Genomic DNA, 16395 nt, shown 5'->3' on the forward strand with positions numbered 1-16395 from the left:
TTTCGTCATTTCCTCAGCAGGTCACGCGCGTCGACGTGCCCGAACGGGCCGTCGTCGCGCCGGAACGCGGCCGCGGTCTCCCGTGCCCGCTCGTGCGCGCCGTCGCGGAGCAGTTCGGCGAGCGTGTCGAACCGGTCGGTGTGCACCTTCGCCCGCCGTCGCGCGTAGTCGGCAGCGGAATCCTTGGTGACCATGAACGCCCAGTCACTCGAAAGCGCCAGCATCGCTTCGGAGACGGCCTGATCGCGGACCGGGTCACGGGTCGTGGTGTCCATTCCGGCGACGAGGTCGAGCATCCGGGTCTGCAACGCGGTGTTGTCCCGCACCATGTCGGCGACCTGCTCGCCGTCCCAAACCCGCCAGTCCTTGCCCGATCCCCACGACGACGCCGGGAGATCGACCTTCCCGCCGAGGTGGCCCGCTTCGAGCGCGCCCTTGAGCGTGGTGACGCGGACCCCAGCCTCCGGCAGCGCGCGGAGGACGCCTTCGAGCCACGCAGGGCCTTCGTGCCACCAATGGCCGAAGAGTTCCGTGTCGTACGCGGCGACGACGAGCGACTCGCGGCCGTGTTCGGCCTTGAGTGAGCGCAGCCGGGCGACGACGGTGTCGACGAAGTCCTGGACGTGGCCACCGAGGGTGCCCGCCGCCATCGCCGGGTCGTACGGCGCCTTGTCCGGCGGCTCGATGGTCTTACCGGTCACCCGCGACGGCTTGAGACCGACTTCGTGCGCCCACGTGTGGAAGTCGCGATAGGCGGCGTGGCCGGGGTATCCGGCCTTCGGGGACCAGACGCGGTACGTGACTTCGAGGTCCCGGCCGAAGCAGACGACGTCGGAATCGCCCACGGTCCGGGCGGCCGAGGTGTCGCCGTGCAGCGAAGGGCCGTCGACCATGAAGCGTTGGACGCCCGCGGCGGCGTAACCCGCCTCCATGCCGGGGTTGTACCCGCATTCGGGTGCCCAAATGCCTTCGGGGCGCCGTCCGACGCGCAGCGCGGTGTCGGCGAGGCCGCCGCGCAACATGAAGTCGCGCACCGCCGGGTCGAGCAGCGGCTGGAACGGATGCGCCAGCGGCCCGCCGAGCAGTTCGATCGTCCCCTTGTCCACAAAGGACCGAAGGATCGGCGAGAAACCGTGACGCCAGCGGGTTTCGAGTTCCTCCGATGCCTTGACCGCGGTCCGGTACTCGCTCGCGGCGAGGTCGCGCAGCAGCGGGTCACCGCGCCAGAGCGTGGAAGCGTGCCAGGCGCGCAGCTGCCAGTGGCCGAGCCAGTCGTGGAAGGCGTCGATGCAGTACGGGTCATCGAGTTGCGCGGCGAGGATCGGCGTCATGCCGAGCGTGAGGACGTCCTCGCGGCCCTCGTCGGCGAAGCGGCGCAGCAGGTCGACCATCGGCAGGTAGGAATGTGCCCAGGCTTGGTAAAGCCATTCTTCGCCGACCGGCCAGGATCCGTGGTGCGGCAACCACGGCAGGTGGCTGTGCACGACGAGGCAGAACGTGCCCTCGTACTCGTTCATGGGCGCACCGCCACGGCGACGAGGTCGAGGCTGGCATCGAGGTCTTCGCCGTGGACGGCGAAATCCGCGGCCTCGATGCCTTCGACGTCGGCGAGCAGTTCCGCGGGCCAGGTCGCTTGTCCGGGCAGCTGCCCCATCACGACGTCGAGCTGGGCGTCGATGATCGAGCCGCCGTACTTGGCGTCGAGTCTCTTCACCTCTTCACCGTGGTGGAGACCGTGCAGCGTCTCGACCTCGAACCCGGCGTCGCGCAGCAGTTCGTCCAATTCGGACGGTGCGAGTTCCCTGGTGTGGAAGGGATTGAGCGGGGTGTCGCTGTCGGGGGTGAAGGTGAGCCGGTTGGGTGTGGTGACGATCAGCCGTCCGCCGGTCTTCAGGACGCGTCGGCATTCGGCGAGGAACGCGCCCTGGTCCCAGAGGTGTTCGATCACCTGGAAGTTGGCGACGACGTCGACCGAGGCGTCGCGCAGCGGCAGGAACACCAGGTTCGCCCTGGCCACGCCGATGCCGGGGTAGCGGCGGGCGACGTGCTCGGTGGTGGGGACGTCGTAGTCGAGCGCGAGCACCCGCTCGGCCACCGTGGCGATGAGCCCGGCGCCGTACCCCTCGCCGCAGCCTGCCTCCAGGACGGTCTTGGCCGCGCACAGCGGAAGGAGGTGGGCATACGCCGCCTCATGGCGGCGGAACCAATAGTTCTCCGCCGCGATGCCCGGCACGGTGCGTTCGCCCGTGAGGTGCAGCGCTTCGGCCCTGGTGGCTGGGGTGGTCACGCCGCGACCCTACCGGCCGGTCACTTCCGTCCCCTCCGCAAGTCGTCCTCTGGTTGCGGTCCTTGCGCGTGCAACTACCGCAACTAGAGGACGGATTGCGGTCCTTGCGCGTGCAACTACCGCAACTAGAGGACGAATTGCGGTGTCACACTTCGCGGAGCTGTGCAGTCCAGGAGGTATGCAACGGACAATCACCCGCGTACTGCTCGTCGTCTTCGGTTTGATCGAACTGCCGGTCGGGCTGTGGCCACTGCTCAGCCCGGACGGGTTCTACCGGGATTTCCCCGGGTTCCGCACCGGCTGGGTGGCGATGGACGGCCCGTTCAACGAACACCTGCTCCGTGACTTCGGCGGCCTCAACCTGGCACTTTCCGCCCTCCTGCTCGGCGCCGCCGTGATCGGGACGACCGCCGTGGCCAGGCTCGCGGCACTGGCCGCCTTCCTCTTCGGACTTCCGCACTTCCTCTACCACCTGGGGCATATCTCGCACTTCGAGCCGGTGGACCAGGTGCTCATCGTCGCGACGACGGCGCTGGGCGCGGTGCTCCCGCTGGTACTGGTGCTGATCCCAGGGAAGCGATCTACACCGGAGACACCGTGATGCCGAGGGCACCCGGCCCGAGGTGGGCGCCGAGGATCATGCTCGCGTCCGCCAGGGTGCTGTCGACCATCCGGGGCAGCCGCGCCCGCAGCCGCCCGCCGATCTCGAGATCGCGTTCGTCCGGGCCGAAGCGGGTGATGGCGATTTCGACGTCCTGATCGCCCGCGCAGTCCACCGCGAGGTCGACGAGTTTGGTGAGTGCCCGCCGCTGACCCGGCACCCGGGTCAGCGGGGCGACCTCGCCGTTCTTCAGCGTCAGCAGGGGTTTGATCGAGAAGGCGGACCCGAGGAACGCCTGCGCCGCGCCGATCCGGCCGCCGCGACGCAGGAACTCCAGCGTGTCGACGTAGAGGATTTCCCGGCTGGAACGGAACCGGCGTTCGGCCGCGTCGATGACCCGGGTGGCCTGTCCGCCCGCGGCGGCGACCTTGGCCGCCGAGGTCGCCGCGAAACCGAGGCTCATCCCGGTGGTCCCGCTGTCGAGGACGTGGACCGGGATGTTCACCTGCTGGGCGGCCTCGCGGGCGGCGTTCACCGTTTCCGACATGCGTCCCGAGATGTGGACGCTGACGATCGCCGAGGCGCCCTTGCTCGCGGCGTCCTGGAACGCCCAGAAGAACGCGGCGACCTCGGGAGGCGCCGTCTTCACCGGCGCCCCGGCGCGCAGCTGACCGATGACTTCGTCGCGGTCGTAGCGGTTCTCTTCGTCGAACTGCTCTCCGACCTGCAATTGGACCTGAATGACGCCGATTCCCCAGCGTTTGGCGACCGGAACGGGGAGGCAGGCGGTCGAGTCCGTGATCACGGCGACAGGGCCGGGCATGGAACGCATGGTGGGGCAGGTTAGCCCGTCGTCCTCGCCGGGAGTACCCCGGAATACGGCCGTTCGGGTTAGTCGGCCGGTTACACTCACTTCCGGGTGAAATACCTGGACGATGGTCCCACTAAAACGTGCATCCAGGTGAATGAGGTCACCTCGCCGGGCCGCGGCGCCGAAATGGCCCTAATCTACCGGCCAGTAGAGCTGTTGCCCCGTGGCCGACGCCGGCCACCAACGGGAGGTCGAAGTAGACCCATGACGAACATCGTTGTCCTGGTCAAGCAGGTACCGGACACCTACTCGGAGCGGAAGCTCTCCGGTGCCGACAACACTCTTGACCGCGAATCCGCCGACGCCGTGCTCGACGAGATCAACGAGAAGGCCGTCGAAGAAGCCCTGAAGATCAAGGAAGCAGGCGAGGGCGAGGTCACCGTCGTTTCGGTGGGTCCCGACCGCGCGACCGACGCGATCCGCAAGGCGCTGTCCATGGGTGCCGACAAGGCCATCCACGTCTCCGACGCCGCGCTCCACGGCTCCGACGCGATCGCCACCGCCAAGGTGCTGGCCGCCGCGATCTCGAAGGTCGAAGGCTACGACCTGGTCATCACCGGTAACGAGGCCTCCGACGGCCGCGGTGGCGCCGTGCCGGCGATCATCGCCGAGCTGCTCGGCCTGCCGCAGCTGACCCACGTGAACGAGCTGACCGTCGACGGCACCTCGATCAAGGCCGACCGCTACACCGAGGACGGTGTCACGCACCTCGAGGCGAACCTGCCCGCGGTGGTGAGCGTCGGCGAGAAGATCAACGAGCCGCGTTACCCCTCCTTCAAGGGCATCATGGCCGCGAAGAAGAAGCCGGTCGAGACGCTGACCGTCGCCGACCTGGGCGTCGACGCGGCCGAGGTCGGCCTCGGCAACGCGTGGTCGTCCGTGCTCGAAGCCCTTCCGAAGCCGCCGCGCACCGCCGGTGAGCGCGTCGAGGACGAGGGTGACGGCGGCAGCAAGGTGGCCGCCTACCTGGTCGCGCAGAAGCTCATCTGAGACAGGTTTCGAGGAGGAATAGGGAAATGGCTGAAGTACTCGTCCTCGTCGACCACGTCGACGGTGAAGTCAAGAAGGTCACGCTCGAGCTGCTGACCGCCGCTCGTGAGCTGGGTGAGCCGTCCGCGGTCGTCGTCGGCCCGACCGGCACCGCCGCCAAGGCGAAGGACTCCCTCGCCGCGCACGGTGCCGCCAAGGTGTACGTCGCCGAGGGCGACAACGCCACCGGCTTCCTGGTCACCCCGAAGGTGGACGTCCTCGCCGCGCTGGCGGAGCGGACCTCCCCGGCCGCCGTGCTCGTCGCGGCCACCGCCGAGGGCAAGGAGGTGTCCGCCCGTGTCGCGGTCCGCCTCGGCTCCGGTCTGCTGTACGACGCCGTCGGCGTGCACAGCGACGGCAGCGTCGACCAGTCCATCTTCGGTGGCGCGTTCTCCATCAAGTCCAAGGCCGCCAAGGGCATCCCGGTCATCTCGGTCCGCCCCGGCGCGGTCGAGGCGACCCCGGCCGACGGCGCGGGCGCCGAGGAGACCGTCGAGGTCCCCGCGGGTGACCCGGCGAAGTCCGCCAAGATCACCGGCATCGAGCCGATCGTGGGCGGCGACCGGCCGGAGCTGACCGAGGCCTCGGTCGTCGTGTCCGGTGGCCGCGGTGTCGGCTCGGCCGACAAGTTCGACGTCGTCGAGTCGCTGGCCGACTCGCTCGGCGCGGCCGTCGGCGCCTCCCGCGCCGCCGTCGACTCGGGCTACTACCCGGCGCAGTTCCAGGTCGGCCAGACCGGTAAGACGGTCTCGCCGCAGCTGTACATCGCGCTGGGCATCTCCGGCGCCATCCAGCACCGGGCCGGTATGCAGACCTCGAAGACCATCATCGCGGTCAACAAGGACGCCGAAGCGCCGATCTTCGAGATCGCCGACTTCGGTGTGGTGGGCGACCTGTTCAACGTCGCGCCGCAGCTGGCCGAAGAGGTCAAGAAGCGCAAGGGCTGATTCTCTCGCTTCGTGGGAGGGGCCGCCCGGGATTTATTTCCCGGGTGGCCCCTTTTCTGTGATCCGAAAGTGATGTTCCACCCTGAGAGAACCCTGAGAACCCGCAATTAACTGAACGTGCACTGTTCGGCCATCGGGCGCATTGTCGTTGGTACCCCCCGAGGGGTAGACCTTGCTTATGACGACGTCACAGCTCCTCGTCAGTACTGACCAGGCAGGTGTCGAACTCCCGGCCGACGCTCCCCGTTACTCACTCCTCGTTGCCAATGGAAACGAAGAAGTCGTTGCCGCGCAACGCCTTCGTCACCAGGTGTTCGCGGAGGAAATGGGGGCGAAGCTCAATTCGCCCGAACCCGGCCTCGACGTCGACTACTTCGACGAGTTCTGCGACCACCTCGTGGTGCGCGACGACAACACCGGCGAGATCGTGGGCACGTACCGGATGCTGCCACCCGAGCGGGCGACGCGGGCCGGAAAGCTGTACTCCGACAGCGAATTCGATCTCACGGCGCTCGATTCCCTGCGTCCTTCGCTGGTCGAGACGGGCCGCTCGTGCGTGCACCCCGACCACCGCAGCGGCGCCGTCGTGAGCCTCGTCTGGGCGGGCATCGGGCGCTACATGCTGCTGGCCGGGCACCGGTATCTCGCGGGTTGCGCTTCCGTGCCGCTGACCGGCAATGGGGAATACGCGGCGGGCGTCTGGGATGTCCTGCGGGCCAAGCACTACGCGGACGAGTCGCTCCGGGTCACGCCGCTGAACCCGTGGCCGACCGAAAGGATCGAGCGGCCCGCGCGGGCGATCCTGCCGCCGCTCATCAAGGGGTACACGCGCCTGGGCGCCAAGATCTACGGCCCGCCCGCGCTGGACGAGGACTTCGGCGTCGCGGACTTCTTCGTCCTGCTGGATCTGCACAACGTCGACGAGCGGTATCTCAAGTTCTTCCTGGGAGTGCAGGGATGACCCACGCCTGGATGCCGAAGTCGCCGTGCGGCGACGGATGCCTGAGCGAAGGGGCGCCGACGGTGGCGTTCGGCAGGCGCGTGCTGCGGTTCACCGCGGCGATCGGCGTCATCTTCGGCGCTTTCCTGAGCGCGCCACTGGTGCTCGTGCTGCGCGGCATGCCGCGGGAACGGTTGGTGCGCCTGCTGTTCCTCGGCATCCTGCGCTCGTTCGGGGTACGGCTCGTGGTGCGCGGCGAAGAAAGTCTCCGCGCCGTTCCGGGCCGTGGCGCGCTGGTGGTGAACAACCACATCTCGTGGCTGGACATCATCGCCGTCAACGCCATCCAGCCGATGCGGGCGCTGGCCAAGAAGGAGGTCGGCGCCTGGCCGGTGCTCGGCCTGCTCGTGCGCCGCGGCGGCAGCATCTTCCTCGACCGCGAGAATCTGCGGAGCCTGCCCGCGACGATGGCCGAACTGGCCGACGCGATGCGCGGCGGTTCACTCGTCAGCGTGACACCGGAAGGCACCACCTGGTGCGGTCTGGCGTCGGGCCGGTTCCGCTCGGCGACCTTCCAGGCGGCGATCGACGGCGGTGTCCCCGTGCGGCCGCTGGCCCTGCGGTTCCGGCTCGCCGACGGCCGCGAGACCACCCAACCGGCGTTCATCGGGCCGGAGTCGCTCATCGCGTCACTGCGCCGGGTCGCGGCTTTGCGCGGTCTGGTGCTGGAGGTGCACGTGTGCCCGGAAATCGCGCCGGGTAAGGCTTCGGACCGGCGGGAACTGGCCGCGCTGGCGGAATCCGCAGTGCAGGCGGCACTCGGACGGGTGCAGATCCAGATCCCGGTGCAGACGCGGCGGCGGCGCGCTTCCTCGGCTCCCGCTCCCGCCCCTGTCGCGAAAGTGCCCTCTCGATAACTCTCGCGTGTTATGAACGGACCTTTCATAACAAATTTTGTTATGAAAGGTCCGTTCATAACAACCCCCGTTGACACTCCCGGGCGTCACTCCAAGCTCAGCGTGATCTTCCCGCCCGCGTGCCCGGTCGCGCTCTCCCGGTGCGCCTCCGCGACCTCGGCCAGCCCGTAACTCGACCCCAGCTTCAGCTTCGGCCCACGCGCGACCAGATCCTCAAGCACGGCCGGAGTCTCCGAGCCACTCGCCGAGAACTTCAACCCCTGCGCGAACGCCGCCGGATCGGCGATGGTGACCAGCCGGTCGGGTGATCCGAGCAGGTCGACGGAGTCACCCAGGACGCCGAACCCGGCCGCGTCGAACACCGCGTCCACCCCTCCCGGCGCCACCGCATGGACCCGCGACACCCAGTCGTCGCCGTACTGGACCGCGAGAGCACCGAGCGCCGTCACCTCGTCCAGAGACGACGCTCCGGCGAGTCCGACGACCGTGGCGCCCAGAGTGACGGCGGCCTGTGTCGCGATCCGGCCGACTTGGCCGCTCGCGCCGTGGATCACCAGGGTTTCGCCCGGTTTGACCTCGAGTTCGCCCAGCACCCGCAACGCCGTCTCACCGGCGATGGGCAGCGCGGCGGCTTCGGGCCACGAAAGTCCGGCGGGCTTGCGGATGACGTTGGTCGCCAGTGCGTACTCCGCGTACGCCCCGGTGTCGGACCAGCCGAAGACCTCGTCCCCGACGGCGAATCCGGCGCCTTCGCCCACCGCGTCCACCACTCCCGCCAGTTCCAGGCCGAGGATGTGCGGGAAATCGACCGGCCGTACCTCCGCCATGGCGCCGGACCGGATCTTCCAGTCGATCGGGTTGACGCCCGCGGCCTTGACCGCGACCCGCACCTGACCCGGGCCGGGGTCCGGCAGTGGGACCTCGGCCGGCCGCAGGACGTCCGGTTCGCCGTACTGGGTGATGGTGATCGCTCGCATGTTCACTCCTGGTTCGGACTACTTCGCTGCGATCAGTCAACCGGCGCTCTGGCCCCGCCCGAACCACTCGGGCGAGCAGTGTTCACTAGCCGGGCGAGCAGCGTCGCGGAACGAGAGCGCGCTTACTGTGGAGTCATGGACGAGTGGTCGGATCCGCTGTACGTGCTGAGCCGGGTCGAGTACATGCTCGCCGCTCCGCGCCCCGAACTCCTGCCGCGGTTCTCCGCGACGGCCGCGGCCGTCCTGCCGCACCGCGCCGCCGCCATGGAGACCGGTGACTGTTCCCGCCTGCCCATCAAGGTCGACGGCGACCCGGTGATCGTGGGCGCGGTCACGAGCGCGGAGTTGCAGCGGCTCGCCGCGCTCGGCGTCCCGGGCGAGGCCGTGGTGGCCGAGGAGACGCTCGGCGGGAAGCGCCGGAAACTCGTCGTCCTGACGTCGGCCCCGGTCATCGGCAAGGGAGCGATGATCGCGCTCGTCCCCACCGAGGACGCGCCCGCGGACCGCGCGCTCGAGATCGTCGCCAAACTGTGGAACATCGTCAGCGTGAACGCCGCCCAGCGCGCCAGCGATCCCGAGCCCGCGGTACTGGAGAGCAACATCGCGGCGGCGACCGCGCGGGCGCGCGCGATCACCGATCTGGGGCAGACCCACGGGACCACCTTGGCGTCGCTTCTTTCGGTACTGCGATCCCGAAAGCTCGGCGACGCCGCCGCCCGGCAGACCGCGACCGACCTCGCCGCGGCAGCGCTGGTCGAACTCCGTTCGATCGCGGACCGCGATCAGGAGCTTTCGGCGGAACCGGCGTCGTCGGCGTTCGACACCCTCGTCACGCAGCTGGATCCCTTGGTGCGCCACAACGACGTGACCGTCGACCTCGCCGGGCCCGGCGACGACCGGCCGCTCCCGCAGGACATCGCGCACACCGCGCGCACCGTCACCCGCGGCCTCGTGCTCACCGCACTCGAACGGGGCAGCGGCCGCGTCCGGGCGTCCTGGCAGCTCGACGGGCAGGCCCTCCGGATCACCGTGCGCGACGACGGACCGGAAGTCGCCCGTGCCGTGCCCGCCACCGGGCTCACCGAGCGGATCACCCCGCTCGGCGGCCGGTGGGAGGTCGACGCCGTACCCGGCTGGGGCGCCACGATCACCGCCGTCCTGCCGCTCGGCGTCCAGGACACGCCGGAACTGCGTCCGCTGGACCGGCTGAACTCACGGGAACTCGAGGTTCTCGCCGGGATCGCGCGCGGGAAGCGGAACCGGCAGATCGCCGACGAACTACAGCTGACCGAGCACACGGTGAAGTTCCACGTGCGGAAGATCCTCGGGAAGCTGGAAGTCACGTCACGCGGCGAGGCCGCGATGCTGGCTCGGGCGCTTGACCTCCACCCAACTGGAGGTAGCACGCTTGTCCTATGACGATCACTGGGGACAAGGCGAAGCCGAAGGGTGTGCTTTGGACACCGGAGCACCGGGCGACCACGATCGGGTTGCTGCTCATGGTCACGCTCATCGCGTTCGAGAGCATGGGTGTGGCCACCGCGATGCCGACGATGGTGGCCGACCTCGACGGCCTCGCGCTGTACGCCTGGCCTTTCACCACGTTCCTGGTCGCCAGCGTGGTCGCGACCGTCCTTTCCGGACGGCTCGGCGACCGCAGGGGCCCGGCGCCCGCGCTGCTCGCCGGTACCGCGCTGTTCGCCGCCGGACTCCTGGTGGCCGGGCTCGCGCACGACATGCCGGTGCTCCTGCTCGGCCGGGCTTTGCAGGGCTTCGGTTCGGGGCTCCTGCTGGTCTCGGTGTCCCTGCTGATCGCGCTCACCTTCAGCGACCGCGAGCGTCCGGTGATCTACGCCGCCAACGCCGCCGCCTGGGTGCTGCCCGCGGTGATCGGGCCCTCGATCGCGGGTGTGGTGACCGTGAGCGTCGGCTGGCGCTGGGTGTTCCTCGGGCTGATCCCGCTGACCGGGATCGGGCTCGCCCTGCTGGTCCTGGTCACGCGCAAGCTGCCGTCCCCCGTGCCCGGCGGGTCCGCGCGCCGCGCCGGGGTCGTGCCCGCGGTGGTCGCCGCACTCGGTGTCGCCGCGCTCACCTGGGCGGCGCAGCACCCGTCCCTCGCGGCGCTGGCCTACGGCGGCGCAGGCCTGGTCGCGCTGGCGTACGCGCTCCGCAAACTCCTGCCCGCAGGCACGCTGACGTCACGGCCGGGGTTGCCGACAGTGATCGCCTCCCGGGGACTGATCGCGGGCGCGTACGCCGGGATGGAGGCTTACCTGCCGCTCACGATGACCGAGGTCCACGGCTACAGCCCCGCGCTGGCCGGGCTGCCGCTGACGGTGACCGCGCTGGGCTGGTCGGCGGGGTCGATGGTGCAGGGCCGCATGCTCGACTGGTCGCGCGAGGTGTCCCTGCGGATCGGGTTCGCGCTGGTCGCGGCCGGTCTGGCGATCTTCGTCTTCGTGCCGCTGCCCTCGTTCCCCGGCTGGATGGCGTTCGTGGCGTCGGCGATCGGCGGCGCCGGGATGGGCATCGCGATGCCCGCGATCTCGGTTCTGCTGCTGCGCTACTCGCCGGAGGCCGAACGCGGCTTCAACACCTCGGCGCTGCAACTCGGCGACTGGGTCGGATCGGCCCTGACCATCGGTTTGGGTGGAGTTCTGCTCGCCTCACTGGCGTCGGCGAAGGAGCCTTCGGTGGCGATCTTGGTGCTTTCGGTCCTGCTGACCGGCATCGCGCTGCTCGGGGTACGGCTGACCGGCCGGTGGCCGTCGGAGATGAGCGCCACCACCCGCTGACCAAGGGTCGGCTTGGTCACGCCCCGGAACGGGCTACCCTGAAAGATGCGATGACCTATCTCGACCACGCGGCGACCACCCCGATGTTGCCCGAAGCCGTAGCGGCGATGTCCGAGGCGCTGTCCACAGTGGGCAACGCCTCCGCGCTGCATTCCTCGGGACGCCGGGCTCGTCGCAAGGTCGAAGAGGCCCGCGAGGTGATCGCGGAGGCGCTGGGCGCCCGGCCGTCCGAGGTGATCTTCACCGGTGGCGGCACGGAGAGCGACAACCTCGCGGTCAAGGGCATCTTCTGGGCTCGCAACGGCGAGGATCCGAAGCGCCGCCGGGTGCTGTGCAGCACCGTCGAGCACCACGCCGTCCTCGATTCCGTCGAGTGGCTGGAGCAGCACGCGGGCGCCGAGATCGTCTGGGTGGAGGTCGACCAGACGGGCCGGGTGTCCCCGGAGGCGTTGCGCGCCGCCATCGGCGACAGCCCCGACACCGTCGCGCTGGCCACGGTGATGTGGGCGAACAACGAGGTCGGCACGGTCAACCCGATCGCCGGACTCGCCGCCGTCTGCGCCGAACACGAGATCCCGCTGCACTCCGACGCCGTACAGGCCGTCGGCGCGGTGCCGGTCGACTTCGCCGAGAGCGGCGTTTCCGCGCTGACCCTGACCGCGCACAAGCTCGGCGGCCCGTACGGCGTCGGCGCGCTGCTGCTCGGGCGCGACACCGCGTGCGTGCCGGTGCTGCACGGAGGTGGCCAGGAGCGCAGTGTGCGTTCGGGCACCCTCGACGTACCCGCGGTGATCGCGTTCGCGACCGCGGTGAAGGCCACGGTCGAAGGCCGCGAGGAGTACGCCAAACACGTCGCCGAGCTGCGGGACGACCTGATCGAGGCCGTCCGGCGTGAGGTGCCGGGCGCCGTGCTCAACGGTGGTGAGGGCGAGCGCCTTCCGACGCACGCCCACTTCACCTTCCCCGGGTGCGCGGGTGACAGCCTGTTGATGCTCTTGGACGCCAAGGGCATCGAATGTTCCACTGGATCGGCGTGCACGGCGGGTGTCGCGCAACCGAGCCACGTGCTGCTGGCCATGGGTGCCGATCCGGCGGCCGCGCGCGGCTCGCTGCGGTTCTCGTTCGGGCATACCTCGACGCCGGAAGACGTTGAAGCGGTTTCGAGGGAGATCGCGGGCGTCGTCGACAGGGCGAGGCAGGCGGGGCTCGCGGGAATGCGCAAGCAGACGCAGAAGCAAGAGGTGTGAGGGAAATGCGCGTACTGGCCGCGATGAGCGGGGGAGTGGACTCGGCGGTGGCCGCCGCGCGCGCCGTGGACGCCGGGCACGAGGTCGTCGGCGTGCACCTGGCGCTGTCGGCGAAGCCCGGCACGCTGCGCACCGGCTCCCGCGGTTGCTGCACGATCGAGGACTCCGGTGACGCGCGCCGCGCTGCCGACGTCCTAGGCATTCCCTTCTACATCTGGGACTTCGCTGAGCGCTTCACCGAAGAGGTCATCGAGACCTTCGTCGGCGAGTACGCGGCGGGCCGCACGCCGAACCCGTGCGTCACCTGCAACGAAAAGATCAAGTTCGAGGCGTTGCTGGACAAGGCGATGGCGCTCGGCTTCGACGCCGTCGCCACCGGCCACTACGCCCGGCTGTCCCTTGTGGACGGTGTCCCGGAGCTGCGGCGCAGCGTCGACTCCGGCAAGGACCAGTCGTACGTGCTGGCTTCGCTCACCCCGGAGCAGCTGCGGCATTCGCTGTTCCCGCTTGGCGACTCGTGGAAGACCGACGTGCGCGCCGAGGCCGAGAGCCGCGGCCTGTCGGTGGCGAAGAAGCCGGACAGCCACGACATCTGCTTCATCCCGGACGGGGACACGAGGAGCTTCCTGGAGAAGCGGCTCGGCCAGCGTCCCGGGCAGCTCGTCGACGCCGAGACCGGCGCCGTGCTCGGTGAGCACACCGGCGTGCACGGGTTCACCGTCGGGCAGCGCAAGGGACTCGGCATCGAGGCGCCGGCGCCGGACGGGCGGCCGCGTTACGTGCTTTCGCTGGAGCCGGTTTCGGGCACCGTGAAGGTCGGTTCCGCACGAGACCTCGGCGTGCACGTGATCGAGGCGAACCGCCCGATCTGGCCGAGCGAGCGGCCGCTGGACGGGCCGACCGAATGCGTCGTCCAGGTGCGCGCGCACGGCGGGATCGTGGAGGCCGTCGCCGAGGTTTCCGGTGACTCGGGCGACTCAGTGACCGTCCAGCTGCGCGAGCCGCTGCGCGGGGTCGCGCCAGGACAGGTCGTCGTCTTGTACCGCACCGATGCGGCCGAAGGTGACCTCGTGCTCGGCAGCGCGAAGATCTCCGGGACCCGCTGACCCCCGCAATTAGTCCTCTAGTTGCGGTCCTTAGCGCGTGCAACTACCGCAACTAGAGGACGAAACGCGGGCATTCAGAACGCGGTGGTCAGAACTTCAGCTTGAAGCCGGTGTGGCTCGCTTCGAAGCCGAGGCGTTCGTAGAACCGGTGCGCGTCCTCGCGTTTCACGTCCGACGTCAGCTGGACGAGCGCGCAGCCCCGTCGCCGGGATTCGTCGATGGCCCACCTCATCAGCTCGCCGCCGAGCCCGGAGCCGCGATGGCTCGCCCGCACCCGGACCGCCTCGATCTGCCCGCGCAGCGCGCCCTTCCTCGCCAGGCCCGGAATGATCGACAGCTGGAGCGTGCCGACGGCCTCCCCGGCGTCGTCGGCGACGATCAGCAGTTGCGCCGGATCGGCGCCGATCTCTTCGAAGGCCTTGAGATACGGCGTGAGGTCGTCAGTGGAATCCCGCGTGCTGCCGATCTGGTCGTCGGCGAGCATCCCGACGATCGCCGGGACGTCTTCCCGGCGCGCTTGACGGATGATCATGACGCGTAGTGTCGCACCCCGTCGGCCTCGGTCGCGGTGAGTTTCCCCTGTGCCACCAGCAGGTCCAGATGCGAACCGGTTTCGAGGACGGCGAGCATCCGGTTGAACGGGTCCATTTCCGGGAGCTTGCGCGACTTGCGTGTCCAGCCCAGCCGGAGCGCGACCTCGTACGCCGTCGTGACTTCCGCGGTGATCTCGGCGCCCATGACTTCGAGCCGGTCTCGGTGGTGCTCCAGCAGTTCGTCCACGCGGGCGTGGACGCTGTCGGTCACCCGGCCGTGCGCGGGCAGCATGCGCCGGTCCGGCATCTCGCGCACCAGGCGCAAGGAGTCGAGGTAGTCGCTCAGCGGCAGGTCGGCGGGCACCGGCTGGAACCCGATGGACGGTGTGATGTGCGGCAGCACGTGGTCGCCGGAGAACACCAGCCCCGCCTCGTCGTCCACGAAGACGACGTGTCCGGCGGTATGGCCCGGCGTGTGCACGATGTCGAACTCGCGGCCGGGCACGATCGCGCGCTTGCCGGGACCGAGCCACTCGTCGGGCTGCTCCCACAGGTGCGCCTCGGTGTGCCGGACATCTCCGAAGGCCTTGGCGAGCACCTCGACGACAGGTGCCGCGCCACAACGTTCGAGCAGGCCGACTTGCGCCTCCATCGGGAAGCGGTCGGGATCGCCGGAGCGCACCAGCGACGGCTCTTCCAGCTTCCCGAGCCCGACCTTGCCGCCGAATTCGCGGCGCAGTTCCACCGCGAGGGTGTAATGGTCGCGATGCACGTGGGTGATCAGGAATTCGTCGATGTCGCCGAGATCGGCGCCGAGCGCCTTCAACCCGCGCGAAAGCCGCTCACGCGCCGACTCCAGCGCCCAGCCCGAGTCGATGAGGACCAGGCGGGTGCCGTCGGTGACGACGTAGACGTTGACCGCGCGCAGCGCGTCGTGCGGCAGGGGAAGCGGGATCCGGTGGACTCCCGGCGAAACCGTGTACACGCCTGGTTCGGCCCAGTCCCGTTCGCCGTCTTCGGGCAACGGCTGCATGGTGTCCTCCGTCCCGGACGTACTCCGGCGTGACGCCCAGTTCTTCCACTTTGTGCCGCCGGAAGCCGAGTGTCCACTTGAGCGAGGTGAGACTCATGTCACTAGCTCCACGCGCAATTCGTCCTCTAGTTGCGGTAGTTGCACGTGCAAGGACCGCAACTAGAGGACGAATCGCGCGCGGGGCCAGGACGGCTGGTCAGCGGTTGTCGTCTTGCTTGAGGGCGGTGTCGATGGTCAGCGCCGAAGCGACCACCATCGAGGCCAGCGGGTCCCGCAGCGGCCGGTGGATCTCGACGACGTAGTTGTCGGCCGTGGTGAACGCGGCCTTCACGAAACCGCCCCAGGTCTTGGAGATCCGCGCGATCTCGACGTCGGCGTCGTCCTTGACGGCGAAGTTCCACGCCCGCCAGTTCTCCGCGAAGATCCCGCCGACCTTCCGGCCGTCGACCACGAAACCCAGCCGGATCTTGCCGAAAACGTTCTCCTGCACGATCTCCCCGATCGGGGAGTCGTCGGCCTTCGTCACCAGGAACCGGGATTTGAACACCTTCGCCGGCCGCGTCACCTTCAGCACGGTGCTGTGGTTCGCGTCGCGGATCTCGAAGCGGTGGGTCAGGAACTGGTCGTAGTTCGTGAGCAGCCGGATGGCCTTCTTCAACGTGCTCTGCCCGACCTGGACGACGCCGCCGAGGCGGTTGCCGTTCTGGTCGAACACCCCGAACTCGTTCGACATCTCGATGAGTTTCGCGCGCTGGTTGACCACCAGCACGGGTTCGGAGAACAGGGTCCCGCCGCCGGTGAGCCCGCTCGCCCTGGCTTGTGTCCCCTTCGCCGCCTGCGTCCGGATCTTGTCCGGGTCGTGCGGGCCTTCGATGTCCAGTTCGATCATCTCGGCGTCGTGGGACGGCCGCGTGTTGGCCGTCCAGGCCTGCCCGTCCCACCACCGGTACACCCGGGGGTTCTGCTGGTCGGGATACCAGCCGGCGGGCTGTGGAGAGCTCGTCATGGCAGGTCAGCGTAATGCGCGAGACGCCGCTACGGGCTCGCCGACGGCAATTGCGGCGAATGTCCGTGTCTCGGCGTGCCCCGCCTCACCGCCGAGTGGGACCAAG

The 16395-nt window shown here is 69.3% G+C and carries 16 protein-coding genes; 9 read left to right on the forward strand and 7 right to left on the reverse strand.

Annotated elements, in window-relative coordinates:
- Positions 1-5: 5 nt before the first annotated feature.
- Both BS329_RS19705 and BS329_RS19710 read right to left on the reverse strand, forming a co-directional pair.
- On the reverse strand, positions 6-1517 hold the full coding sequence (locus BS329_RS19705) for a 1,4-alpha-glucan branching protein domain-containing protein (RefSeq protein WP_076162680.1): 1512 nt from the start codon (positions 1515-1517) through the stop codon (positions 6-8).
- A complete protein-coding gene (locus tag BS329_RS19710) occupies positions 1514-2287 on the reverse strand; it encodes a class I SAM-dependent methyltransferase (RefSeq protein WP_076162681.1) in 774 nt (257 codons plus the stop codon). Before BS329_RS19710 ends, BS329_RS19705 begins: the two co-directional genes overlap by 4 nt.
- A gap of 178 nt (positions 2288-2465) precedes the next feature.
- Here BS329_RS19710 and BS329_RS19715 point away from each other — a divergent pair, with 178 nt between their 5' ends.
- Positions 2466-2888 carry a hypothetical protein gene (locus BS329_RS19715; protein ID WP_076162682.1) on the forward strand — a complete coding sequence of 141 codons (423 nt, stop codon included), beginning with the start codon at positions 2466-2468 and terminating at the stop codon, positions 2886-2888.
- On the opposite strand, the gene BS329_RS19720 is transcribed toward BS329_RS19715, so the two are convergent.
- Complete coding sequence (locus BS329_RS19720; protein WP_084749948.1) at positions 2869-3720, reverse strand: DegV family protein; 852 nt, start codon at positions 3718-3720, stop codon at positions 2869-2871. The two genes, BS329_RS19715 and BS329_RS19720, sit on opposite strands and share 20 nt — an antisense overlap.
- A 243-nt stretch (positions 3721-3963) precedes the next feature.
- Between BS329_RS19720 and BS329_RS19725 the strand changes: the two genes are divergently transcribed.
- The 4 genes from BS329_RS19725 (at position 3964) to BS329_RS19740 (ending at position 7592) form a co-directional block, all read left to right on the forward strand.
- Complete coding sequence (locus tag BS329_RS19725) at positions 3964-4749, forward strand: electron transfer flavoprotein subunit beta/FixA family protein (protein ID WP_076162684.1); 786 nt, start codon at positions 3964-3966, stop codon at positions 4747-4749.
- Between the two features lie 26 nt (positions 4750-4775).
- Positions 4776-5735 carry an electron transfer flavoprotein subunit alpha/FixB family protein gene (locus BS329_RS19730; RefSeq protein ID WP_076162685.1) on the forward strand — a complete coding sequence of 320 codons (960 nt, stop codon included), beginning with the start codon at positions 4776-4778 and terminating at the stop codon, positions 5733-5735.
- 178 nt (positions 5736-5913) lie between these two features.
- Positions 5914-6696, forward strand: a complete 783-nt coding sequence (locus tag BS329_RS19735; protein ID WP_076162686.1) for a GNAT family N-acetyltransferase — start codon at positions 5914-5916, stop codon at positions 6694-6696.
- Complete coding sequence (locus BS329_RS19740; protein WP_076162687.1) at positions 6693-7592, forward strand: lysophospholipid acyltransferase family protein; 900 nt, start codon at positions 6693-6695, stop codon at positions 7590-7592. The genes BS329_RS19735 and BS329_RS19740 overlap by 4 nt, the downstream gene beginning before the upstream one ends.
- 86 nt (positions 7593-7678) lie before the next feature.
- Here BS329_RS19740 and BS329_RS19745 read toward each other — a convergent pair whose 3' ends face one another.
- Positions 7679-8569 carry an NADP-dependent oxidoreductase gene (locus BS329_RS19745; protein WP_076162688.1) on the reverse strand — a complete coding sequence of 297 codons (891 nt, stop codon included), beginning with the start codon at positions 8567-8569 and terminating at the stop codon, positions 7679-7681.
- A 135-nt stretch (positions 8570-8704) separates the two neighbouring features.
- Between BS329_RS19745 and BS329_RS19750 the strand changes: the two genes are divergently transcribed.
- From BS329_RS19750 to mnmA, 4 genes are read left to right on the forward strand one after another with little or no spacing between them, the layout of a single operon-like run.
- Positions 8705-9988, forward strand: coding sequence for a helix-turn-helix transcriptional regulator (locus BS329_RS19750; RefSeq protein ID WP_076162689.1), 1284 nt, complete (start codon positions 8705-8707; stop codon positions 9986-9988).
- Complete coding sequence (locus tag BS329_RS19755) at positions 9985-11364, forward strand: MFS transporter (protein WP_076162690.1); 1380 nt, start codon at positions 9985-9987, stop codon at positions 11362-11364. The genes BS329_RS19750 and BS329_RS19755 overlap by 4 nt, the downstream gene beginning before the upstream one ends.
- Before the next feature lie 50 nt (positions 11365-11414).
- Positions 11415-12611, forward strand: a complete 1197-nt coding sequence (locus BS329_RS19760; RefSeq protein WP_076162691.1) for a cysteine desulfurase family protein — start codon at positions 11415-11417, stop codon at positions 12609-12611.
- A gap of 5 nt (positions 12612-12616) precedes the next feature.
- The gene (gene mnmA / locus BS329_RS19765; protein WP_076162692.1) at positions 12617-13717 is read left to right on the forward strand and encodes a tRNA 2-thiouridine(34) synthase MnmA; all 1101 of its coding nucleotides are present in this window, start codon (positions 12617-12619) and stop codon (positions 13715-13717) included.
- A gap of 88 nt (positions 13718-13805) precedes the next feature.
- Here the strand turns inward: mnmA and BS329_RS19770 are convergent, their stop codons facing one another.
- The 3 genes from BS329_RS19770 to BS329_RS19780 form a co-directional block, all read right to left on the reverse strand.
- The gene (locus BS329_RS19770) at positions 13806-14249 is read right to left on the reverse strand and encodes a GNAT family N-acetyltransferase (RefSeq protein WP_076162693.1); all 444 of its coding nucleotides are present in this window, start codon (positions 14247-14249) and stop codon (positions 13806-13808) included.
- A complete protein-coding gene (locus BS329_RS19775) occupies positions 14246-15283 on the reverse strand; it encodes an MBL fold metallo-hydrolase (RefSeq protein WP_076162694.1) in 1038 nt (345 codons plus the stop codon). The genes BS329_RS19770 and BS329_RS19775 overlap by 4 nt, the downstream gene beginning before the upstream one ends.
- A gap of 196 nt (positions 15284-15479) precedes the next feature.
- A complete protein-coding gene (locus BS329_RS19780; protein ID WP_076162695.1) occupies positions 15480-16289 on the reverse strand; it encodes an LURP-one-related family protein in 810 nt (269 codons plus the stop codon).
- Positions 16290-16395 lie beyond the last annotated feature (106 nt).

Source organism: Amycolatopsis coloradensis, from assembly GCF_001953865.1.
GTDB classification, from domain to species: domain Bacteria; phylum Actinomycetota; class Actinomycetes; order Mycobacteriales; family Pseudonocardiaceae; genus Amycolatopsis; species Amycolatopsis coloradensis.